17 protein-coding genes are annotated in these 22,203 nt (G+C 68.6%); 11 read left to right on the plus strand and 6 right to left on the minus strand.

The genetic code is table 11. The features are described 5' to 3' along the window. The first annotated feature begins 14 nt into the window (after window positions 1–14). The gene (locus LPC04_RS19645; protein WP_275683973.1) at window positions 15–1,427 is read left to right on the plus strand and encodes a porin; all 1,413 of its coding nucleotides are present in this window, start codon (window positions 15–17) and stop codon (window positions 1,425–1,427) included. 253 nt (window positions 1,428–1,680) lie between these two features. Here LPC04_RS19645 and LPC04_RS19650 read toward each other — a convergent pair whose 3' ends face one another. Then, window positions 1,681–1,938 (minus strand): hypothetical protein, encoded by a 258-nt coding sequence (locus LPC04_RS19650; RefSeq protein WP_275683974.1) that lies wholly within the window; start codon window positions 1,936–1,938, stop codon window positions 1,681–1,683. A gap of 169 nt (window positions 1,939–2,107) precedes the next feature. Here LPC04_RS19650 and LPC04_RS19655 point away from each other — a divergent pair, with 169 nt between their 5' ends. Next, complete coding sequence (locus LPC04_RS19655; RefSeq protein WP_275683975.1) at window positions 2,108–2,473, plus strand: hypothetical protein; 366 nt, start codon at window positions 2,108–2,110, stop codon at window positions 2,471–2,473. 72 nt (window positions 2,474–2,545) lie between these two features. Further along, the gene (locus LPC04_RS19660; RefSeq protein WP_275683976.1) at window positions 2,546–4,957 is read left to right on the plus strand and encodes a catalase; all 2,412 of its coding nucleotides are present in this window, start codon (window positions 2,546–2,548) and stop codon (window positions 4,955–4,957) included. Between the two features lie 58 nt (window positions 4,958–5,015). Here LPC04_RS19660 and LPC04_RS19665 read toward each other — a convergent pair whose 3' ends face one another. Continuing rightward, window positions 5,016–5,375, minus strand: a complete 360-nt coding sequence (locus tag LPC04_RS19665) for a PRC-barrel domain-containing protein (protein ID WP_275683977.1) — start codon at window positions 5,373–5,375, stop codon at window positions 5,016–5,018. Between the two features lie 94 nt (window positions 5,376–5,469). Further along, entirely contained in the window at window positions 5,470–5,709 is a 240-nt protein-coding gene (locus LPC04_RS19670; RefSeq protein WP_275683978.1) for a hypothetical protein, read from the minus strand. Window positions 5,710–5,816: 107 nt separating this feature from the next. On the opposite strand from LPC04_RS19670, the gene LPC04_RS19675 reads away from it, so the two are divergent. The 3 genes from LPC04_RS19675 (at window position 5,817) to LPC04_RS19685 (ending at window position 9,465) form a co-directional block, all read left to right on the plus strand. Beyond that, window positions 5,817–6,833, plus strand: coding sequence for an aldo/keto reductase (locus LPC04_RS19675; RefSeq protein WP_275683979.1), 1,017 nt, complete (start codon window positions 5,817–5,819; stop codon window positions 6,831–6,833). Between the two features lie 338 nt (window positions 6,834–7,171). Further along, window positions 7,172–8,596: a MocR-like pyridoxine biosynthesis transcription factor PdxR gene (pdxR, locus tag LPC04_RS19680; RefSeq protein WP_275683980.1), complete on the plus strand. Its 1,425-nt coding sequence runs from the start codon at window positions 7,172–7,174 to the stop codon at window positions 8,594–8,596. 173 nt (window positions 8,597–8,769) lie between these two features. Continuing rightward, complete coding sequence (locus LPC04_RS19685; protein WP_275683981.1) at window positions 8,770–9,465, plus strand: LuxR C-terminal-related transcriptional regulator; 696 nt, start codon at window positions 8,770–8,772, stop codon at window positions 9,463–9,465. 6 nt (window positions 9,466–9,471) lie between these two features. On the opposite strand, the gene LPC04_RS19690 is transcribed toward LPC04_RS19685, so the two are convergent. Next, a complete protein-coding gene (locus tag LPC04_RS19690; RefSeq protein ID WP_275683982.1) occupies window positions 9,472–10,236 on the minus strand; it encodes a DUF1223 domain-containing protein in 765 nt (254 codons plus the stop codon). Between the two features lie 92 nt (window positions 10,237–10,328). After that, entirely contained in the window at window positions 10,329–13,130 is a 2,802-nt protein-coding gene (locus LPC04_RS19695) for a TonB-dependent receptor domain-containing protein (RefSeq protein WP_275683983.1), read from the minus strand. 587 nt (window positions 13,131–13,717) lie between these two features. Between LPC04_RS19695 and LPC04_RS19700 the strand changes: the two genes are divergently transcribed. The 3 genes from LPC04_RS19700 to LPC04_RS19710 are packed head-to-tail and all read left to right on the plus strand — an operon-like array spanning window position 13,718 to window position 19,911. Continuing rightward, a complete protein-coding gene (locus tag LPC04_RS19700) occupies window positions 13,718–19,174 on the plus strand; it encodes a beta strand repeat-containing protein (RefSeq protein ID WP_275683984.1) in 5,457 nt (1,818 codons plus the stop codon). Continuing rightward, a complete protein-coding gene (locus LPC04_RS19705) occupies window positions 19,175–19,591 on the plus strand; it encodes a hypothetical protein (RefSeq protein ID WP_275683985.1) in 417 nt (138 codons plus the stop codon). Further along, window positions 19,591–19,911 carry a hypothetical protein gene (locus tag LPC04_RS19710; protein WP_275683986.1) on the plus strand — a complete coding sequence of 107 codons (321 nt, stop codon included), beginning with the start codon at window positions 19,591–19,593 and terminating at the stop codon, window positions 19,909–19,911. The genes LPC04_RS19705 and LPC04_RS19710 overlap by 1 nt, the downstream gene beginning before the upstream one ends. 167 nt (window positions 19,912–20,078) lie before the next feature. Here the strand turns inward: LPC04_RS19710 and LPC04_RS19715 are convergent, their stop codons facing one another. Next, window positions 20,079–21,026 (minus strand): LysR substrate-binding domain-containing protein, encoded by a 948-nt coding sequence (locus LPC04_RS19715; protein WP_275683987.1) that lies wholly within the window; start codon window positions 21,024–21,026, stop codon window positions 20,079–20,081. Between the two features lie 132 nt (window positions 21,027–21,158). On the opposite strand from LPC04_RS19715, the gene LPC04_RS19720 reads away from it, so the two are divergent. Together LPC04_RS19720 and LPC04_RS19725 are read left to right on the plus strand one after the other, a co-directional pair. Continuing rightward, the gene (locus LPC04_RS19720) at window positions 21,159–21,923 is read left to right on the plus strand and encodes an SDR family NAD(P)-dependent oxidoreductase (RefSeq protein WP_275683988.1); all 765 of its coding nucleotides are present in this window, start codon (window positions 21,159–21,161) and stop codon (window positions 21,921–21,923) included. Window positions 21,924–21,964: 41 nt separating this feature from the next. Continuing rightward, on the plus strand, window positions 21,965–22,126 hold the full coding sequence (locus LPC04_RS19725; RefSeq protein ID WP_275683989.1) for a hypothetical protein: 162 nt from the start codon (window positions 21,965–21,967) through the stop codon (window positions 22,124–22,126). Window positions 22,127–22,203: the final 77 nt, after the last annotated feature.

Consider the following 22,203-nt stretch of genomic DNA (forward strand, 5'->3'; position numbering starts at 1 on the left):
CGAGGAGACATTCGATGAGTCACCAGAAACTTGCGTTCCGCATGAACCCGGTCGTTGCCTTGCTCATGTCGGCCGGCCTGCTGGTCGCGACGACGGGCGCGCGCGCCGACCAGCTCGCCGACCTGCAGGCCGCGCTCGCGAAGCTGCAGGCCCAGGTCGCCGAACTCCAGGCGCAGCGCGACGCTGACCAGCAGAAGGCCGCGGCGGCCGCGGCGGCGGCGCCCCCGCCGGCGCCGGCCGTGGTCGTCAACCCGCCGCCGGCCATCCCCGCGGCCACCGACATCGGCAACGCCTCCGCGCTCGTGCCCGTGCCGCGCCTGCTGCAGATCAAGACCAACGGCGGCAGTTTCATGGTCTACGGCGACGTCGACGAGTACGTCAACCACATGCACAGCAGCAGCGGCGCCAAGATCAACGCGCTGCAGGACGGCGCGCTGCTGCGCAGCCGGCTGGGCTTCACCGGCTCGAAGGACTTCGGCTCCGGCTACGGCGCCGCCTTCACGCTGGAGACGGGCCTGAACGCCACCAACGGCACCCAGGCCGACCAGCCCAACGCCGGCACGACCGGCCTGACCACCAGCGGCCGCCTGTTCGACCGCCAGGCCTGGGCCGGCCTGACCAACACGTCCTTGGGCGAGTTCCGCGTGGGCCGCCAGAACACCGACATCCAGGCCACCGGCAACTACATCGACTACACCGAGCGCAACCTGGGCTCGGTGGTCAACTCGTTCGGCGTGCCCTCGCGCTACGACGGCGACTTCGCGTATCTCTCGCCGCGCATCGCCGGGGTGCAGGTGGTGGCGCACTACGCCATCGGCGGCGGCGGCCAGCAGAACACGAGCACGTTCAACCAAGGCGTGATGCAGCTGCGCGCCGACTACGTCAACGGCCCGATCCGCGTCGCCTACTCGGGGCTGCTGGCCAAGGAGCCCAAGGGCACGGTCAACGGCGCCGAGGTCTACTACCACAGCGCGTATGCGAACTACGACTACGGCATGGGCACGATCTACGCGGTGTTCATCCGCTCGAACAACGGCGGCGGCGCGCTCAACAACACCGGCGGCAACGAGGTGGGCAACATCCCCAGCGTGGTCAACGGCAGCAATGCCACGGTGCACACGCCCTACGACATCTACCAGGTCTCGGCCGACTACCGGGTGAGCTCGACGCTGCGCGTGGGCGGCCTGTACGGCAAGATCCGCGACACGGTCAACTCCAGCGGCAGCGCCACGGGCTGGTCGGTGGGTGCGTACTGGCAGGCGTTCTCCAACTTCACGCTCTACGGCCTGATCGACGAGATGGACAACGACACGACCGGCTCGTTCGGGCTGGCGGGATCGGCCGGCCTGACCAAGAACTTCTCGGGCGCCAACCTCACCGGCCAGCGCATCACGGGCGTGCAGCTGGGCGGCCTGCTGCGCTTCTGATCGTCCCGGCGCCGCCCGCGCAAACGCCGACCCGGCCGGGTCGGCGTTTTTCATTGTGGGCGGCCCACAAGAAACACGGGCGCTGCCACGATGAGTGGGAGCGCCCGCGGGTCTGGTCGAGACCTGGCTACATCACGTAGGGAGGTCCCTCTCGGACCAAGAGAATGAAGACATATCACCTCCTTTCGCAGCTACCTGGGATGCCCAGCGTAACGCAAGATGTCGATCGGGGTGCGAACGCGGGTCTTGTGGGTCAACGGCCGCCGTCCGAAGGCGCCGCCTTCGCGCAGCCTCGGATGTTCATCGCCGCCAGGCAGACCTGCAGCACGACCAGCGCCCACGCGGCCGCGTGACACCCCCAGGCGATCCACAACGCATTGCTGGCGAGAAAGATCCAGAAGCCCAGCTTGCGTCGCCGTGCGTTCGTCGAGCCGACGAGCCACGACGCGGCGACGGTCACGACCATGGCCGGCCATTGCAGGGCGTCGAGGAGGGCGGGGTTGTCGACCATGGATGCGGTGGAGGGATGACGCGGCAAGGCAAGCCCCGTTCCCCGGCGCCCGGCTCGCGGGCGACAAGACGCTCGTTCGGGATTGCGCCTTGCCAGCGATGTCTCGTGCACAAGCGCCGCGTCCGCGCCCGCCTTGGCTCGCGCCTCCCTCCACTCTTCACTGGCCACCATGGACACCGACATCAACACCAACTCGCCGACCGCCGCCCAGCCGACGGCCGCACCCGTCACCCCGTTTCCGTCCGCGAAGCAGGACAGCCCCGAGCCGGCCACGGATGCCGCCAAGGAGGCGGCTGACACGCTGCTGGGCCGCGTGACCCAGAGCGCCCACGACGTGATCGACGGACTCTCGGCCAGGGTGTCGGGCGTCACCTCCGGTGCGCAGGACAAGGTCGACCAGGCCCTGCAGGCGCGCGACGAATGGACGACCGCCGCGCGCGACGCGGTCCGCGATCACCCGCTGCTCTTCATCGGTGGCGCGCTGCTCGTCGGCGCCGCGCTGAACGCGCTGATGTCGTCGCGACGCGACCGCTGACCCTTCCCGCCCATGCCCAGGCTGCAGATGCACGCGAGTGCAGGCGCAGCCTTTGACTCATCTGGAGGCCTCATGGCCAATTCGAAGAACACTTCGGCGCCCGTCTCGTCCGGCCTGGGCTCCGCCGCCAGCACGATCGGCGGCCCGGCGTCCGGCATCAGCGCCGACCCGGCCATGGCCGGCAACGGGCCGTCGATCGGCGCCCTGGCAGGCAAGGCCGCGGGCACGCAGGCGATCGCCGCCGCGATGCCGGCGAACGCGCTCAAGCAGCATGACCACGGGCTGGACGCCGGCCATGCGCCCGTCGAGGGCGAGTCCGTCAAGCCGCCCGTGGCCGCGCTCGGCGCGAGCACGCTCAGCGAGGTCGCCGACTCCGCCAAGGTCGGCGCGGGGGGTGCGGCTCCCGGCCTGAACGCGACCACCGATTCGCTCGACAGCGCGCGCGTCGACTCCACAGGCCAGGCGATGACGACCAACCAGGGCGTGCTGGTCGCCGACAACCAGAACTCGCTCAAGGCCGGGCTGCGCGGGCCCACGCTGCTGGAAGACTTCGTCCTGCGCGAGAAGATCAGCCACTTCGACCACGAGCGCATCCCGGAGCGCGTCGTGCACGCACGCGGATCGGCGGCCCACGGCTACTTCGAGTGCGACGTCGCGCTCGGCGACATCACCAAGGCGACGCCGTTCGCGCAGGCGGGCAAGCGCACGCCGGTGTTCGTGCGCTTCTCGACGGTGGCGGGCGAGCGCGGCTCGACCGACACCGCGCGCGACGTGCGCGGCTTCGCCGTCAAGTTCTACACCGACGAAGGCAACTGGGACCTTGTCGGCAACAACATCCCCGTCTTCTTCATCCAGGACGCGATGAAGTTCCCCGACCTCATCCACGCGGCCAAGCCCGAGCCGCACCACGGCATGCCGCAGGCGGGCACGGCGCACGACACCTTCTGGGACTTCGTCTCGCTGTCGCCCGAGACCGCGCACATGCTGATGTGGGCGATGTCGGATCGCGCGATCCCGCGCAGCTACCGCATGATGCAGGGATTCGGCGTGCACACCTTCCGCCTGGTCGACGCGAAGGGCGAGTCGCGCTTCTGCAAGTTCCACTGGACGCCGTCGGCCGGCACGCACTCGCTCGTGTGGGACGAGGCCGTCAAGATCTCCGGCTGCGATCCGGACTTCCACCGGCGCGACCTGTGGGAGGCCATCGAGTCCGGCAACTATCCGGAGTGGACGCTGGGCCTGCAGGTCTTCACCGAGGCGCAGGCCGCGGCGTTCAATTTCGACGTGCTCGACCCGACGAAGCTGGTTCCGGAGGAACTGGTGCCGGTGCGTCCCGTCGGCCGCATGGTGCTCGACCGCAACCCCGACAACTTCTTCGCCGAGACCGAGCAGGTCGCCTTCTGCACCGCGCACGTGGTGCCCGGCATCGACTTCACGAACGACCCGCTGCTGCAGGGCCGCATCCATTCCTACGTCGACACCCAGATCACCCGATTGGGCGGCATGAACTTCCACGAATTGCCGATCAACGCACCGCTGGTCGAGGTGCACAACAACCAGCGCGACGGCATCCACCGGCGCGCGATCCCGCGCGGGCGCGTCGCGTACGAGCCCAACTCGCTGGGCGGCGGCTGCCCGTTCCAGGCCGGCGCGCGCGGCTTCGTCCCGTTCCCCGAGCCCGTCGCCGAGGACAAGGTGCGCGGCAAGCCCGAGAAGTTCGCCGACCACTTCTCGCAGGCGACGCTGTTCTTCGACAGCCAGTCGGACGTCGAGAAGAACCACATCGTCGCGGCCTTCCGCTTCGAGCTCACCCGCGTGCAGACGCCGGCGATCCGCCAGCGCGTCGTGTCCCTGCTGCGCAATGTCGACGAGACGCTGGCCGCGCGCGTGGCCGACGGCCTCGGCATGCAGCTGCCGCCCGCGCAGGCGCGCGCGCTCGAGCCGCCGGTCAAGTCGGAGGTCGACGCCTCCGCGCCGCTGTCGCTGTTCAACTTCCCGGGGCTGGGCGACGTCACCGGCCGGCGCATCGCAATGCTCGTTGCGGACGGTGCCCGAGCCGACGCGATGCAGCAGGTCTACGACCGCCTCATCGACGCCGGCGCCGCGCCGCGCTACCTCGGAACGAAGCTGGGCCGCGTCGCGTCGTCGACGGGCGCGCCCATCGAGATCGAGGCGACGCTGGAGACGATGCCGTCGCCGCTGTGGGATGCGGTCGTGGTCGATGCCTCGGCGGACGCGCTGGTCAAGGTCGGGCCGGCCGTCGAGTTCATCAAGGAACAGTTCCGCCACTGCAAGACGATCTTCGTGCTGGGCGGGTCCATCGCGCTGCTGGCGGCTGCAGCGATCGAGCCGACGCCCGACGATGCCGGCTTCATCGACCTGGCGGCCGGCGAGGCCGTCACCGGCGCGGCCATCGATCGCTTCATCAAGGCCGTGGGGCGCCACAAGCACTACGAGCGCGAGCGCGACCCGTCGCCGGTCTGACGCGGGCCGGCGGCAGGGCGCGCGGGTCCTTCCAGCGCCCTGCCGCCAATGGTGCGCGTCAGATGAGGTCGTCGCCGTAGTACTCGCGGATCCCGCGCGTGTACTGGTCGTCGTAGGCGGGACGGGCGTCGCTCGAATAGCGCGGGGCCTCGCTCAGCTGCTCCTTCTCGAGCGGCACGACGTAGCCTTCCTTGTCGGCGTCGTACTTCAACATCGACCAGGGCAGCGGATAACGGTCGGCGCCCATGCCCAGGATGCCGCCGAACTCGAGCACGGCATAGCGGACCGCACCGGAGCGCTTGTCGATGACGAGGTGGTCGATCGATCCCAGGGAGTCGCCGGCGGGATTGAAGACGTCGGTGCCGGCGACGCGGTCGGACGTGATGACGGCGCTGGGGAGAGTCGTGGCTTGCTGCATGGCGGATCCTTGGGAGATGCGAGCGCGGCGGAGTGCCGCGCCCATCGACCGCCGTCCAGCATCCCGCGTTCCCAGCTCGAACGCTCACCCGCCGTCAGTCGAGGCTCGACGGCCCGGCCTCGCCCGGACGCTCCGCGGTCTTCCCGCGCAGCCTGAAGGTGCGGCTGCCGCTCAGCGTCTCGAATTCCCCATCGACGCCGGTGGGCCGCAGGCGCTCGCCGGTGGCCAGGCTGTACGCCGGCGCGGTCTGCCCGTTGGGCAGCGTGACGTTCCTGAGAACGATGATGCATGCCTCGCCGCGCTGGCCGATGGCTTCGTATTTCTCGATCTCCATGCCGCGCATTGTGCTGCGTCGATATTGTCGAGCACGGCATCGGAGCCTCGCCGCGGTATGTCGATTGCCGACCGCTGGCCTCCACCCCGTCCACCTCAAGGCCCGCCGTGACCAACCGCGCCCACCAGATCTTCAAGCCCAGGTTCCGGTTCGGCCTGGGCGGCGTGCCGCTCGGCAACGAGTTCGGCAAGCACACCGACGACGACGCCCAGGCGACGCTGGAGACCGCGTGGGCCGTGGGCGTGCGCTACTTCGACGTCGCCCCCTGGTACGGCCTCGGGCTGGCGGAGCGGCGCTTCGGCCACTTCCTCCACAACCAGCCGCGCGACGAGTACGTGCTCTCGTCCAAGGTCGGCAAGCTGTTCAAGGCCTCGAAGGACAACGGGCACGCGAAGATGTTCCCGTTCTCCGATTCGCCCAACGACCTGGTGATCGACTACACGGCCGACGGCGTGCGCCGTTCGATCGAGGACAGCCTGCAGCGCCTGGGCGTGTCGCACCTCGACGTCGCCTTCGTGCACGACCTGTCGCCCGACTTCGCCTGGTTTCCGGACGGCTGGGAGGCGCAGTACGCGATCGCGCGCAAGGGCGCGTTCCCGGCGCTGTCGAAGATGCGCGACGAGGGCATCATCCGCGCCTGGGGCGTGGGCGTGAATACGCCGATGGCCATCCTCCAGGTGATCGAGGATGCCGATCCCGATGTCTGCCTGTGCGCGCGCCAGTACTCGCTGGTCGACCACGCCAACGCGCTGCATGAGGTGTTTCCCGCGGTGCACGCGAAGAACGTGTCGCTGGTGATCGGCTCGTCGCTGAATGCGGGCTTCATCTCGGGCAGTCCGCGCTACAACTACGGCAAGGACAACTTCAGGATCCCGCCGGACGTGCTCCTGAAGCGCGAGCAGCTGCGCGCCGTCGCGGCGCACCACGGCGTCGACCTGCGCACCGCGGCGCTGCAATTCTCGGCCGCCGCGCCGGGAGCGGTGGCGCTCGTGGTCGGCGCCGGCAGCAGCCGGCAGATCCAGGAGAACTGGAATTCGATGCACGCGACGATTCCGGCCGGGTTCTGGGCCGAGCTCAAGCACGAGGAGCTCATCGACCGACAGGCGCCCACCCCGGCGGCCTGAGGGACCGGCTCGCCTGCCCGCCGCCGCGGGGGGCCCCCCGGATCGTCACTCGGGCGCGCCCACAAGCCGACCGGCGCTGAAAAGCCGCTGTTCGTCGCAATGGCAGCGCATACGGCACCCCGTGTTGCTAGATTTGCAATCATCAGGCCGCAAGGGCCGATGAGGCAGGCCGCTATCGCGCCGGTCGTCCCCATCGCCTGCGCGAATCATGACGGCGTGGGATCCCGCGCCGTGGAGCACCTTGGAGCCAACCACCCGCTGCCAGCGTCCAGTTCCGACCATCGAACCCTCGCTGCCAGGCAAATCGCGCGACCCTCGCTGTCTACATCGTCGACCAGATGCATCTGCAACTAGACAACCATGGCCCCAAGCACGAACAGCTTGCGCGATCCCTGCGGCAGGCGATTCGCAGCGGCCAGTTCCAGTCGGGCAGCAAGCTTCCGTCGACCCGAATGCTGTCCGAGAACCTCGGGCTGTCGCGCAACACGGTGCTGCGCGCGTACGAGCAGCTGCGCATCGAACGGCTGGGCGTGATGCGCGAGGGCTCGGGCACCTACGTCAGCGACGTCCCGTTGCCGCATGGCCCCGTCATGCAGCCCAGGCGCGTCGAGGCGCAGTCCGCGTACGCAGCGCGACTGCGCGACCTTCCGCCGTTGACTCTCGGGGGGGCCGGGCCGGCGCTGCGCTACGACCTCCAGTACGGCGCGCCGCTGGTCAACACGAAGCTCGTCAGCGCGTGGAGCTCGGCCCTGGCGACGGCGGCTGCGCGGACGAACACGGGCTATCCGCATCCTCAGGGGTTGCCGGAGCTGCGCGAATCCATCTCCCGATTCCTCGCGACCTGGCGAGGGGTCGCCGCGGATCCTCGCGACATCGTCATCGTCAGCGGAACGCAGCAGGCCCTCTCCCTGGTGTCGCGGATTCTGCTCGACCCGGGTGCGACGGCGGCCATGGAGGATCCGTACTACGAGCTGGCCTCGCATTGCCTGCGCGCCCACGGTGCCGACGTGGTGGGCGTGCGCACGGACGAGGACGGCCTGGTCGTCGACGAGCTGCCGTCCTGCGCCCGTTTGGTGCACGTGACGCCATCCCATCAGTTCCCATCCGGAAGAACGATGTCGCTGAGCCGCCGGCAGCAACTGCTGAGGTTCGCCGAGGAGCACTCGAGCTGGATCTTCGAGGACGACTACGACGGCGAACTGAGCTACAGCGCCCGGCCGATCCCGGCGCTTCGATCGCTGGACACCGGCGACCGGGTCGTCTATGTCGGCAGCTTCTCCAAGATGATGTTCCCCTCGCTGCGCCTGGCCTACGTCGTCTGCCCGGCCGGCCTGCGCAAGGATCTCGTCCGCGCAAAGATGCTGGAAGACATGGGCTGTCCGGCGATCGAGCAGGCCGCGATGCACCTGCTGTTCAGCCGCGGCTCCTTCGACCGGCATCTCCGCGCCACGGTCCTCGAGCTCAGGCGGCGGCGCTCCGCGCTGTTTGCCGGGCTGGAGCGCCACGCCGCGGGGCGGATCCAGGCGGACGACTCGCGGCTGGGCATGCATGTCATCGGCTGGCTCCCGGATTTCGACACGCCGCGGCTGGATCGCCTCATGGAGTCGGCACGACAGCAAGGCCTGGGGCTGCATCCCATCCATCCGTACTACCGGGAGCCGCCGCCCCGGCTCGGCCTGCTGCTCGGCTTCGCCGGCCTGTTTCCGAGGCAGATCGACGCGGCCACGAAGATCCTCGGCGACTGCCTGCAAGCTCTTCCGTGACTAGACATCCCTCGCACTGCCTAGACAAGCCTAGGGGAGACAGCAAGTGATACCTTCGACTTGGAAAAATGCGGTTCCTTTTGGTACCGGATCGCGCTCTAAAGTGACTGCAATGGCGCCACTCGGGACTGCGAGCGACGATTGCCGCGGCGGTGGGCCTGGAGCAAGCTTCGATGTTCGCCAACGTCATTCAGCGTGAGCCCCTTTCCGCGCGTCTCGCCGACGCTCGCGAGGCGCGCGAGGGCGTGCTGATACGCGTGCTCTCGGTGGGAGACGATCCCCTGGTCCATGAAGGCATTCGCGCGCTGCTCGGCGCCGAACGCGACATGGAGCTGGTGGGCGAAGTCGGCAGCGAGGAGTTCGACTCCATCCACTTCATGGGCCTGCTGCCCGCGGTGGTGCTGATGGGCACGGACGTCTCTTGCCATGGGGCAATCGCGCGGTTGCACGCCTTCGATCCGTCCGCACGCGTCATCGTCATCGCCTCGAGATGCGGGGACGTCCGTACCCGCCGCGCGATCGACGCCGGCGCGCATGGCTGCCTCCTGTCGTCCAACGTGCGGGGGGCACTGGCCCAGGCCATCCGCGCGGTGGCGTCGGGCCGACGCTTCATCGACGGCGACTCCGCCGTCCAGCTGATGCAGAGCCGGGCCGAGGAAGACCTGAAGGCGCGCGAGATCCAGGTGCTCGAACTGGTCGCCGCGGGCAAGGCGAACAAGGAGATCGCGTTCGAGCTCTCCACGACCGAGGGCACCGTGAAGAACTACGTCAAGAGGATCCTCGGCAAGCTGCACGCGTCCGATCGGACCCACGCCGTGGTCATCGGCATCGCGCGCGGGATCATCGAGATCCGCGCAACGTCGGCCTGACTCCGATCAGGGCGTGCAGGCCAGCGTGACGGCCTGCACCGGCGGGCCGTACGCGCCGTTCGTGGCGACGGCCACCCAGTGACGCGTCGCACCCGGCTCGGGCGTCGTGCGGGACGCGAACCGCAGCGTCGCCGGCTCCGCGCCGGCCAGGTTCCACGGCAGCAGCTCGCGAACGACGCTGTCCTGGCGCAAGGTCGCGCCGCGGTTCTCGCCGCCGTCCACGTGCGTCTGCATGCCGTCGTCGACCACGGCCACGTAGCCCTCGAGCTCCGCCGGCGCGCCCGCGCGGGGCGCCAGCGTCAGCGCGAGGCCGGTGGGGTCCTGGGCCAGCGTCATGTCGACCGTGGCGGGCGTCCTCGCCTGCAGCGTCGAGGCGGGGATCCGGCTCCAGCCGGGCTCGTCGCGGCCGTCCACCACGACTTGCGGCGTGTACGCGAAACGTGCGCCGCTGCTGCGCAGCGCCGCGTTCTGGCGGCGCGTGAACTTCGGTTGGGCGAAGCGGTCCTTCCAATCGCGGCTGTCCCAATAGTCCACGTGGAAGGCGAGGGGGACGACGTCGGTGCGCCCCTTCAGCGTGCCCAGCCAACGGTCGGCGGGCGGGCACGAGTCGCAGCCTTCGGAGGTGTAGAGCTCGACCACCACCGGCACGGTGGGGCCCGATCGCGCGCTGCAGGAAGGGGCCGCGGCGACGCCTGCTGGGGAGGGCAGCAAGGCGAGGGCGAACAGCGTCGAGGCGACGCCGCGGCGGGAGGATCGCGTCAGGACTCGCATGGTTTCACGGACGCTGGATCGAGAAAAAAAAGAGGCGGCTCACAGATGCCGCCTCTATCAAGATCAAGATTCCTCTCGATCAACCTTTGGGGTCAGAACTTGTAGGTCGCAGAGCCGTAGACGAAGCGGCCGTGCGGGTCGTAGTAGGTCGGGTCGTAGCCCGTCTGGAAGTAGGTGCCGTTGGTGGTGACGCGGGGCGGCTGGCGGTCGAACATGTTCTTCAGGCCGAGGCGGAAGCTCAGGTTCTTCAGGCCGCTGTACTCGCCTTGCAGGTCGTACGTCGCGAAGGCGCCGACGCGGCGGCCCGTGCTGCAGACCGAGGGCGGGGCATCGGGCGCCGTGTAGTCGCGCGGATCGCAATCGTCGATCGCGGGCGGCGCGTCCTTGTAGCTCGACTGGTAGTTCTGCGTCAGCGCCAGGCCGTAGCCGCCGTACTTCCAGTTCGCCGTCAGCGCGTGCTTCCAGCGGAAGATCATCCCGCCGTTGGTGACCGCGTTGATGGCGGAGTCCGCCGTGTCGGTCGTCCGCCCGACGCTGTGCTGCACCGTGCCGTCGATGGTCGTCAGGTCGTATTTCTGGATCCACGTGCCGGCCAGTTCGGCGCCGAACTGACCCACCGGCGTGCGGAAGCCGTTCCACTTCACGTCGATGTCGACCCCCGCCGTGACGACACCGCCGCTGTTGACGTTCTTGGTGACGATGTTGGTGATGTTGCCGGAGCTGTCGCGCGACACCAGCGGCACGTAGACCGGGTTGCCCGCGGCCGCCAGGTTCACGACCGTCTGGGCATCGAGGGCGATGATCGCGTGGTCGACGCGCACATGGTAGTAGTCGGCGCTGGCCGACAGGCCCTTGACCGGCTCCACGATCGTGCCCAGCGAGAACTGCTTCGACTTCTCCGGAACCAGCTGCGGGTTGCCGCCGACTTCCTGGTTGAACTGGCCCGGCACGCCGGTGACCGGATCGGTGAAGATGGACGTCGTGGCGGGCGCGAGCGGCGTGAACAGCTCGGGCAGCGAGGGCTCGCGGAAGCCCGTGCCGACGGAGCCGCGGAACGCGACCTGGTCGATCGGCAGGAACTTGAGGCTGAACTTCGGGTTGGTGGACGAGGCGTTCGGGTAGTGGTCGTTGCGAACCGACAGGTCGGCTTCCAGCATCTTCAGGAACGGCGCATCGAGTTCGCCATAGATCGAATGCGAGTTGCGCGACGCGGAGAACGGCAGCACCGCGGCGCCGTAGCCGGAGACGTCGCCGCTCTGGTAGGCCGCGCTTGGCCGCAGGTCGAGGGCTTCCTTGCGGAACGACACGCCGGCGGCGAACGCCAGCGCGCCGCCCGGCAGCTTCATCAGGTCGTGCGTGACCTTGAGGTCGATCGCGTCGGTCGTCAGCGACGACTTGATGATGTTGCCGTTGTAGTTGGTCGCCATGATCTGCGCGGCCAGCGCCGGCGACTGCTGCGCCGCGAACGGATCGAAGGCGTTGTTGCCGCTCAGCAGTTCGACCAGCTGCGTCTGGTTCTGGTAGCCGCGCTGGGTCGATTCCGACACCACGCTCTCGTTGCGGCTGTAAGAAGCGTCGTAGTCCCAGTCCTTGAGCGTGCCGTTCAGCCCGGTGGCGAAGTGGTACAGCGTCGAATTGTCCGTATGGATGCGGCCGCCGCCGTCCACCGCGCGGTAGCTGACCGCGACCGGATCACCCGGGGCAACAATGGGCTTTTGGGGCGACGTGGGATTCGCTGCGTTGTACGCGGCGTTCTGCGCATTGACCGCATTGATATAGGCCGTCGGATAGTACGGACTGTTGGCGTTGATCAGGATGTCCGGATTGATTCCGAGCTTGTGGAACAGCGGATCGGTCGCCAGGAAGGAGGCGCTGTACGGCGACGACTGCTCGCTGATGGTGGTCTTCGCATTCGATGCGAACACTTCCGCGAACCACTCGTTGTCGTCGTTGATGCGGCCACGCAAGGTGCCCGAGACGTTGACGCGCGTGACGTCCGGCGTCAGCGGCACCAGCGGCGACGGGTTGTAGCGGCAGGTGTTGAGGTTGACGTCGAACGACATGCCGTTCGCCGTGCAGTTGTTGGCCGTGCTGCTGGGACTGGTCGGGCCCAGGATGTTGCCGATGCCGCTGCCGTCCGCATAGAGCGCCTTGCCCTGGTTCAGGGTGGTCAGCATGTTCGGATCGAAGGTGCGGATCGCCCCCGTGGCCGTCGCGCTGATGTCGAACAGGCCGTCGTCGCTCCACGAACGCTTCGCGTAGTTGCGCTGGTAGCCCTGGATGGCCGAGTCGTGCGCGACGTCGAGCGAGAACAGCGCCGCGACATGATCCTTGTCGATGTCGCCGAAGCCCGCGACCATGCCGACCTTGCCGCTCTTGCCGCCGCCGGCGGTCGTCGGCTTGCCGTAGTAGGCGGTCATCTCGACGCCGTGGAAGTCCTTGCGCAGGATGAAGTTGATGACGCCGGCGACGGCATCGGAGCCGTACACGCCCGACGCGCCGTCCTTCAGCACTTCGACGCGATCGATGGCGGACAGCGGGATCGAGTTGATGTCGACGGCCGTCCCGTCCGTCGCGTAGTTCGCGATGCGCCGGCCGTTCACCAGCACCAGCGTGCGCTGCGAGCCGAGGCCGCGCAGGCTCGCGGTGGCTTCGCCGTAGGTCGACTGGCCGGCGTTCTGCTGGGAGGTCATGCCGCCGGCGGTGGAGTTCGCGGAGATGTTCTGCAGCAGTTGTTCGGTGTTCGTGACGCCAAGCGTCTCGATCTGTTCACGGGTCACGGTCTGCACCGGCAGGGCGGTCTCGGCGTCGACTCTCTTGATCGACGAGCCGGTGATTTCGACGCGCTGCACTGAGGTCGCCGTGTCCTGCGCCTGCGCCAGGGAAGGAGTCACCGAAGCAAGCGCACCGAACGCAGAGAGGATGCAATAGCAGAGAGTGGTTCTCTGAAAGGTAGTTGTCTTCATTGGATGATGGTGTGTGAGTGAGCTGGTTTCGGTGACTCGTGACGACCGTCTGCCAGCGAATGGCCTGGATCGGGCCGCTACCCGCGTCGATGTCGCCCGCCCAGCGAACGACGACCCTGTGACATGCACCTCGCGGTGCTGGCTCGTCCTTCGCTGCCGGCAAGCCGCGCAGCCCAGCATCCCGCCAGGAACGAGGCGCTGTGTTGCTTGGCGCTATCAGCGCAGCGAAACAAATTTATCGAGCCGACACGGCCGCGCAAAGTCTCGGAGGAGAGGGGCGTCGAGTCTCTTTAGGCATCGACGGCCGAACGCTCAGGGGCTTCGCGAAGGCCTGCTCGACAGCAACGGACAGCGAGTCGCGTGGTTTGAACCTGGCCATTCAGGTAAGGCACAGAAATGTCTTCCGTTGTCTCCCTAGCTTCGCTCTGTTACGCACTGTTGCGGCTCGTCACAATCCCGCCAGGGTTCGACGCGGGCAAACGATCCGGCGCCGGATAACAAAACGGAGCACGCACATGCCGATGACTCGCAACCCGTTCGCGCGGACGTCCCTGGCGCTGGCCGCCTTCCTGGTGATGTCGGCTGCGCCGACCCACTCGGCGTTCGCGGGCGCCAGTTGTACCTGGGTGCCGGCCTCCGGAGACTGGTCCAACGCCGGCAACTGGTCCTGCGGCCTGGTGCCGACCGGCCCCGCGCAGGACAACGCCTCCATCTCCGTGGGCAAGACCGTGACGGTGTCGAGCGCCCAGTCGATCTTCGGGCTGACGAATGCGGGTGGCATCGACGTCGACGCGTTCACGCTGACCTTGCAGAGCGGCGGCAGCACCACCAATTCGGGCACGATCAACGTGGGGACGGTGTCGGTGACCGCCTCGCTGCAGGCGTTCAACGACATCGCCAACACGGGCGGCGTCATCAAGCTCGCCAACGGCAGCTTCCTCAACCAGTTCTCGAGCGCGATCACCGGCGGCACCATCAACACGACGGGCACCGGCGCGCTCATGGTGTTCAGCAGCAACAACAACGCGCTCAGCGGCGTCACGGTCAACGGCCTGGTCGACATGAGCGCGAATGTGAATTCGCGCGAGCGGGTCTCGAACGGATTGACGCTCAACGGCACGATCAACATCGCCAATGGCGGCCTCCTGAGCCTGGACAGCACCGGCACGCCCAACCAGACCATCGCCGGCACCGGCACCGTCAACCTGAACGATGCTGGCGCGCATCTGTCCGTCGAGGGCAACGGCACGACGACGCTCGGCGCCGGCATCACGGTGCAGGGGCAGGGCAACATCGGCACCGCGACGTTCGTCGGCGGCACGAACACGCTCGTCAACAACGGCCACATCGTCGCCAACGTCAACGCCGGCACGCTGACGATCGCGCCGCCGGGCAACAGCGGCAGCGTCATCAACAACGGCACGCTGTCGGCAACCAGTGGCGGCACGCTGGCGCTGCAGGCGACCGTCGCCAACGGCGGCACGATCTCGGCGCTGAACGGCAGCGTCGTCGAGCAGGACGGCATCCGGGTCACGGGAGGCGCCATCACGACTTCGGGCTCGGGCGTGTTCCGCGCGGCCAGCAACGGCAACAACTACCTCGACGGCGTCGGCGTGACCGGCACGCTGGACATGGCCACGCTGGCCAACTCGCGCGAGCACATCGTCAACGGCCTGACCCTCAACGGCAACGTCAACATCGCCAACGGCGGCATCCTGAGCCTGGACAGCGTCGGCACCACCGGCGGCGCGCAGACGATCTCGGGCACCGCCAGCATCAACCTCAACGACGCGGCCGCGATACTGTCCGTCGAAGGCAACGGCAGCACGACGCTCGGCTCGGGCATCACGGTGCACGGCCAGGGCAACATCGGCCGCGCGGTGTTCGTCGGCGGCAACAACACCTTCACCAGCAACGGGCTGATCTCGTCGGACGTGAACGGCGGCACGCTGGAGATCACCGCGCCGGGCAACAGCGGCAGCTTCGTCAACAACGGCACGCTGCAGGCGATCAACGGCGGCACGCTCACGCTGTCGACCAACATCGTGGCCAATCCCGGCAGCCAGATCATCTCCGGCACGGGCAGCACCGTGCTGCAGAACGGCGTGACGATCAACGGCACGTTCACGTCGAGTGGCGGCGGCCTGTTCACGGCGTCGAGCAGCAACAACAACATCCTCAACGCCGTCACGTTCAGCGGCAACCTGGACGCGTCGTCGCTCACCAACGCGCGCGAGCGCATCGGCAACAACCTCACGCTCAACGGCGCGGTCAACATCGCCAACGGCGGCCTCGTCAGCCTCGACAGCACGATCGCCACCGACAACGCGATCAGCGGACATGCGACGTTCAACCTCAACGACCCCAGCGCCCTGCTGTCGGTCGAAGGCACCGGCACGACCACGCTGGGCGCCAACGTGATCGTTCGCGGCCAGGGCACGTTCGCCCAGGCCGTGTTCGTCGGCGGCAACAACACGCTGACCAACAACGGCCTGGTCTCGGCCGACGTGGCGGGCGGAACGCTCACCATCCGGCCGCCGGGCAACTCGGGCACCTTCATCAACAACGGGACGCTGCAGGCGGTCGGCGGCGGCATCCTGAACTTGTCGACCAGCGTCGATGCCAACGCCGGCAGCCAGATCCTGGCCGCCAACGGCAGCCAGGTCGTGCAGACCGGCGTGACGCTCAACGGCGCCATCAACACGATGGGCACGGGCGTGCTGACGGTCACCAGCAACGGCAACAACGTCCTCGACGCGGTGACCCTCAACGGGACGCTGGACGCCGCGTCGATGGTCAACTCACGCGAGCGCATCGTCAACGGCCTGACGATCAACGGCGTCGTCAACATCGCCAACGGCGGCATCGTGTCGCTGGACAGCGTCAACACCACCGGTGGCGCGCAGACCATCTCGGGCACGGCCTCCTTCAACCTGAACAGTCCCGACGCGCGCCTGTCCATCGAAGGCACCGGCAGCACGACGCTCGGCTCCGGCATCGTCGTCCACGGGCAGGGCAACGTCGGCACGGCCGTGTTCGTCGGCGGCGCCAATACCCTGATCAACCACGGGCGCATCTCGGCCGACGCGTCCGGCGGCACGCTGACCTTCGGGACGCCCGGCAACTCGGGCATCCTGCAGAACGAGGCGCTCGTCGACGCGCGCAACGGCGGCACGCTGATGCTGTCGACGAACGTCGCCAACGCGGGCGGCACCCTTGCCGCGCAGACGGGCAGCACCGTCGTCCAGAACGGCGTCACGATCACCGGCGGCACGCTGTCGACGGCCGGCACCGGCGCGATCGTCGTCACCAGCAGCAACGCCAACATCCTGGACGGCGTGACGATCGCCGGCCTGGTCGACATGTCGACCTCGGTCAACTCGCGCGAGCGCGTGATCGACGGCGCCACGCTCAACGGCGCGATCAACATCGCCAACGGCGGCATCCTGAGCCTGGACAGCACCAGCGTGCCCAACCAGACGATCAATGGCACGGGCAGCATCAACCTGAACGACCCCGGCGCCCGCCTCACGATCGAAGGCACCGGGACGACGACGATCGCCAGCGGCGTCACGCTGCGCGGCCAGGGCAACCTCGGGGCCGCTGTATCCGTCGGCGGCAACAACACGCTGACCAACAACGGCCTCATCCTCGCCGACGTCGCCGGCGGCACGCTGACCATCGCGCAGCCCGCCAACAGCGGCGCGCTCGTGGGCAGCGGCACGCTGCAGGCCAACGGCGGCACGCTGGCGCTGGCCACCAACGGCGACATCACGCAGGGCAAGCTGGTGATCGGCGCGGCGGGCTCGGCGGTGACGCTGGACGGCCACAACGTCATCATCACCAGCGACTACACCAACGCGCAGTCCGGCTCGGGCAACGCGTTCGACCGCCACGCGGCCGTGACGGGCGCCGGTTCGATCGTCGCGGGCGGCAACGCGGCGCAGGCGATCACGGGCGCCGGCATCACCAACGGCAGCACGACGAACGCCACGCTCACCCTCGGCAACGTGCGTGTCGGCGCCAACACCGTCGACTACCGGATCGCCAACACCGGCACGAGCGGCCCGACGCTGCGCGGCGCGATCCAGACCAGCGTCAACGGCGCCAACATCACCGATTCCCGCCTCAGCGGCGCGGGCGTGACGGCGGCCAACTACAACACCGGCGGCCCCGGCGCCAACACGGGCGACCTGGGCGTGACCTTCACGGTGACCAGCGCCGGCACGCTGGCGCCGCTCACCGGCCAGGCCATCAACCTGCGCAGCAACTTCGACAACATCGCCGACCAGAAGCTCAACATCGTGCTGGCCAGCGGCGCCGCCGCCTACCAGGCCGCGGCCGGCCAGATCCAGACGCCGTCGCTGAACTTCGGCACGGTCCAGGTCGGGCAGACGGTGAGCCAGGGCCTGGTCATCCGCAACACCGCCAGCGGCGCGGCCGGCTTCGTCGAGGACCTGAACGCCGCCTTCGGCGCCAGCAACGGCACCGGCGCGTCGCTGATCACGGGCACCGGCAGCCTCAACGGCATCCTCGCCGGCACCAGCAGCACCTCGGCCAACGGCGCGATGACCGTGACCGTCAACACCGCGGCGGCGGGCACCGTCAACGGCAGCATCACGGTCGACTACACGACGGCCGGCAAGGTCAACGGCGTCAGCAACGGGCTGGGAACGGCCTCCGTCGGCAGCGAGAACTACGGCGTCGCTGGCACGATCCAGGCGATCGCCACGGTCGTCAACGCGGCCAGCCCGGTCGTCAACACGCCCGCGATCGCGCTCGGCGCGCATCGCGTCGGCGACGCCGCACCGTCGGCCTTCGTCAGCATCACGAACCAGGCGACGACCGCGCCGCAGGCGGCGCTCGACGCCACCCTCACCAGCGGCGGCGCGCCCGTCACCGCCTCGGGCAGCGTCAACCTGCTGGCGCCCGGCGCGACGAGTGCCAGCCAGCTCGTGGTCGGCCTGAGCACGGCGAACGCGGGCGACTTCACGGGCGCGAACGCGAAGTCGGCGACGCTCAACCTGGTCTCGGACGCCGCCAACATCGGCGGCTGCGGCAACAGCTGCCAGATGACGCTGGCGAGCCAGCAGGTCGCGGTGACCGGCAAGGTCTATTCGCCGGCCGCGGCGCAGGTCAACACCACGACGGTCGACTTCGGCGTCGTGCACACGGGCGACGTCATCGCCGCACGCGGCATCTCCGTCACCAACTCGGGCCCGACCAGCGCGCTGAGCGACGTGCTGCGCGGCTCGCTGGGCAACGCAGGCGGGGCCTTCACGACGGGCGGGTCGTTCGCCTCGCTGGCCGCGCAATCCACCGACGCGACGAGCCTCACGGCCAGCCTGGATACGACGAGCTCGGGCGTGTTCCTCGGCAGCGCCACCGCGACGTTCGCCAGCCACGACGCCGACCTGGCCGACCTCCCGCTGGGATCGAGCGTGATCGCGCTGAAGGGCACGGTCGACAACTACGCGAAGGTGGCGCTCGAGCAGGCCGGCGGGCCCGTCACGCTGACGCAGGCGGGCAACGTCTACACGCTGGACTTCGGCACGCTCGCCCAGGGCAGCGCCGGCCTCGACGACACGCTGGCCGTCCTCAACAGCGCGACCGGTCTGGCCGATCTGCTGAGCGGCTCGTTCACGCCGTCCGGCAGCGCGCCGGGCTTCGACCTGAGCGGGTTCGGCGCGTTCTCGGGCCTGGGCGCGGGCGAAGCCAAGGGCGGTCTGACCGTGGACTTCGACACCGGCACGGTCGGCAGCTTCGAGGACACGATCACGCTGCACGCGACCGGCAGCAACGCCAGCGGCTACAGCGCGGCGCTCGACGACGTGACGCTGGTGCTCGAGGGCCAGGTCACCGGCCCGACGACGACCCCCGTGCCCGAGCCCGGCATGACGGCCTTGCTGCTCGCGGGCCTGGGCGTCCTGTTCGGCCTGCGCCGCCGGCGCGGCGCCGAGGCGGAGCGCTGAATGATCGACGACCTCGCGAACGCACCCGCAGCCACTAGAATCGCGCGAGCCGTGATGCCGGCTCCTCCCTCGACTTCCCACAGGACGGCGATGCTATCGAAGTGGCAACACAACTTGCTGGTCGGACTGGGGGCGCTGGCGCTGCTGCTGGTGATCGCGAATGGCGTGCTCTTCACGCAGAACCGCGCCGCGCAGGCCTCGCTGAATCGCCGCCAGGCGTTCGTGCAACAGACGGTGCCGCTCGAGGGCCTGTATAACGAGATCGTCAAGACGCTCGCGCAGATGGGCGTCAAGGACAACGACCGCCAGGTGCTCAACATGCTGGCCGCGCAGGGCCTGACCATCACCGTCAACGCGCCTGCCGCGGCGCCTGCGGCCGTGGCGCCGAGCGCACCCGCCGGAAAGGGCACGAAGTGATGGAACGCGACCAGCCGCGCGCGACCGCCCAACCTGCGCCGCGCCAGTACAGCTCGTTCTTGCCCCAATTGCTGACGGGGCTGACGCTGGTCGTCTGGCTGGGCCTGCAGGCCTTCCAGCAGGTCGGCGAACGCCAGCAACTCGCATCGCTCGACGCCGCGATCGCACCGCAGGAGCAGGGCGCGCAGAAGGTGCGCAACTCGCTCGAGGCCATCGCCACCGCGACGGCCAAGCTCGCGAGCGAGGGCAACGCGAACGCGCAGATCGTCGTCGACCAGCTGAAGAAGCGTGGCGTGACGATCAACACGCCGGCGCAATAGGCCGGCGCGGCCGGCATCGCAACGCGGCCGCCTGATCGGCGCCGCAATCGTCAGCGGTGATGGCAGCGCAGGGAAACCTGCATCCGACCTTCCCGCTCGTGGCGAGGCGGGCGTCCGTGATGCGTCTGCGGATGTCGGCGATCCGGCTGGCGTCCCGCTCCGCTGAGTCAGCGGCGGCGATCGTCGAACGGCGCGAACACGTCGGCCACCCAGTCGACGAAGAGCCGGATCTTGGCGCTGAGGTGTCGGTTGCTCGCGTAGACAACGTGAAAGGGCTGGCGCGGCCGACTCCAGTCGTCGAGCACGGTACGCAGATTCCCGCGCTCCACGTGAGGCGCGGCCATGAACTTGAACACCTGCCCGACGCCCACGCCGGCCAGGAGCGCGCTCAGGTGGCCGGTGCTCTCGTTGACCGCCACTTCCATCCGGCCGCGCACCTGCAGGCGCTCGTCGCCCTTCTGGAACTCGAGTGGGAACGCACGGCCGGTGAGCGACGAGAAGTATCCGACGATCGCATGCCCGGGTACGCGCTCGCCGGCCTTGCTCTCGGGAGCCGGCGTCTCGAGATCGGAGGGATGACGCGGGACGCCACGCGCCCGCAGGTAGCGCGGACTCGCGCACGTCACCCAGTCCATGTCCGCGATGCGCCGCGCCACGAGCGAGGATTCGGAGAGTTCGCCGCCACGGATCGCGCAGTCGACGCCTTCGCCGACCAGGTCGATGGGACGGTCGCTGACCCCGAGATCGACGTGCAGTTCGGGATGGCGGGCCCGGAATGCCGGGAGCGCGGGAATCAGGATCATGTTCGCCAGGACCGATCCGACGTCGACGCGGATGCGCCCGCGAGGCTGGGCCCGGGCGCGTGCCGCGCCTTCGTCCATCTCGTCGAGCTCGCCGATCAGGCGGGCCGCCTGCTCGTAGTAGGCCGCGCCTTCCGGAGTCACGTTGACGCGACGGGTCGTGCGGTGAAGCAACTTCGTGCCCAGGTGCTGCTCCAGGTCCTGCACGAGCTTGGTGACGGTCGGACGCGGGATGTTCATCGAATCGGCCGCTCTCGAGAAGGCGCCTGACTCGGCGATCCGAACGAAGACGCGCAAGGCGAGAAGTTGATCCATGGGCGCAGGCGAAAGAAGGTTCAGGACGACTGATTATTCATGTCCATGAAATAAGAAGTCAATGATTGCCGCTTTATTCACCATCGTGAATTCAATAAGCTTCGCTCACCCTTTCAACAACTGGAGCACGTCATGGGCAACAAACTCACCGGCAGGATCGCCGTCGTGACCGGCGGTACCACGGGCATCGGCCTCGCGGCCGCCAAGGCCTTCGCGCACGAAGGCGCGACGGTCTACATCACGGGCCGCCGCCAGGCCGAACTCGATGCGGCCGTCGCGGCCATCGGACCGAACGCCACCGGCGTGCAGGCCGACTCGACCCGACTCGCAGACCTGGATCGCCTGTACGAGCTCGTTCGCGCGCGGCACGGCCGCATCGACGTGCTCTACGCGAACGCCGGCGGGGGCGAGATGCTGCCCCTCGGCCAGATCACCGAGAAGCATGTCGACGAGACCTTCGCCCGCAACGTCAAGGGCGTCGTGTTCACGGTGCAGAAGGCCCTTCCGCTGCTCGAGGGCTCGCCGCGCGGCGCATCCGTGATCCTCGCCGGATCGACGGCCGGCGTGTCCGGCACGGCGAACTTCAGCATCTACAGCGCCAGCAAGGCCGCGGTTCGCAACCTCGCGCGCAGCTGGATGCTGGACCTGAAGGGGCGCGCGATCCGGGTCAACACGCTGTCCCCGGGGCCGATCCACACGCCGGGGCTGGTCGAGCTGGCCGGCTCCGACCCGGTGCAGCAACAGGGCCTCCTCGACGGCCTGACCTCGATGGTCCCGATCGGCCGCATCGGCCAGCCGGACGACGTCGCCAAGGCGGCCGTCTTCCTCGCCTCCGACGACTCGGCGTTCGTGACCGGCATCGAGCTGTTCGTCGACGGCGGCATGGCACAGGTCTGAATCACCGGCATCGCCGACATCATCCAACCAGGAACCTCATCATGAAGACCGCTCTTGAATTGCTGCAGTCCTATCAGGACAACATCCAGTCGCCGGGCGTTGCCGCGGCGCTCTTCGCCGAAGATGGCGATACGTCTCTCGCTGGCGTCGGTTCCATGTGTGCTCAGTCCCACGGATCAACAGGCCACGCTTCTCGATCTTGATCCGGCACGTGTGCAGCTGCACGATTGGTTCGGTTCGGCCATCGAGTGGCATCAGCAGGCAGACCATCGACGATTTG

The organism is Scleromatobacter humisilvae, assembly GCF_023231945.1.
Classification (GTDB): Bacteria; Pseudomonadota; Gammaproteobacteria; order Burkholderiales; family Burkholderiaceae_C; genus Scleromatobacter; species Scleromatobacter humisilvae.

Excerpts from the sequence above, each read along its gene's own strand:
- LPC04_RS19645 (WP_275683973.1), top strand. The coding sequence starts at position 15 with ATGAGTCACCAGAAACTTGCGTTCCGCATGAACCCGGTCGTTGCCTTG.
- LPC04_RS19650 (WP_275683974.1), bottom strand. The coding sequence starts at position 1,938 with ATGGTCGACAACCCCGCCCTCCTCGACGCCCTGCAATGGCCGGCCATG.
- LPC04_RS19655 (WP_275683975.1), top strand. The coding sequence starts at position 2,108 with ATGGACACCGACATCAACACCAACTCGCCGACCGCCGCCCAGCCGACG.
- LPC04_RS19660 (WP_275683976.1), top strand. The coding sequence starts at position 2,546 with ATGGCCAATTCGAAGAACACTTCGGCGCCCGTCTCGTCCGGCCTGGGC.
- LPC04_RS19665 (WP_275683977.1), bottom strand. The coding sequence starts at position 5,375 with ATGCAGCAAGCCACGACTCTCCCCAGCGCCGTCATCACGTCCGACCGC.
- LPC04_RS19670 (WP_275683978.1), bottom strand. The coding sequence starts at position 5,709 with ATGGAGATCGAGAAATACGAAGCCATCGGCCAGCGCGGCGAGGCATGC.
- pdxR (WP_275683980.1), top strand. The coding sequence starts at position 7,172 with ATGCATCTGCAACTAGACAACCATGGCCCCAAGCACGAACAGCTTGCG.
- LPC04_RS19685 (WP_275683981.1), top strand. The coding sequence starts at position 8,770 with ATGTTCGCCAACGTCATTCAGCGTGAGCCCCTTTCCGCGCGTCTCGCC.
- LPC04_RS19690 (WP_275683982.1), bottom strand. The coding sequence starts at position 10,236 with ATGCGAGTCCTGACGCGATCCTCCCGCCGCGGCGTCGCCTCGACGCTG.
- LPC04_RS19700 (WP_275683984.1), top strand. The coding sequence starts at position 13,718 with ATGCCGATGACTCGCAACCCGTTCGCGCGGACGTCCCTGGCGCTGGCC.
- LPC04_RS19705 (WP_275683985.1), top strand. The coding sequence starts at position 19,175 with ATGATCGACGACCTCGCGAACGCACCCGCAGCCACTAGAATCGCGCGA.
- LPC04_RS19710 (WP_275683986.1), top strand. The coding sequence starts at position 19,591 with ATGGAACGCGACCAGCCGCGCGCGACCGCCCAACCTGCGCCGCGCCAG.
- LPC04_RS19715 (WP_275683987.1), bottom strand. The coding sequence starts at position 21,026 with ATGGATCAACTTCTCGCCTTGCGCGTCTTCGTTCGGATCGCCGAGTCA.
- LPC04_RS19720 (WP_275683988.1), top strand. The coding sequence starts at position 21,159 with ATGGGCAACAAACTCACCGGCAGGATCGCCGTCGTGACCGGCGGTACC.
- LPC04_RS19725 (WP_275683989.1), top strand. The coding sequence starts at position 21,965 with ATGAAGACCGCTCTTGAATTGCTGCAGTCCTATCAGGACAACATCCAG.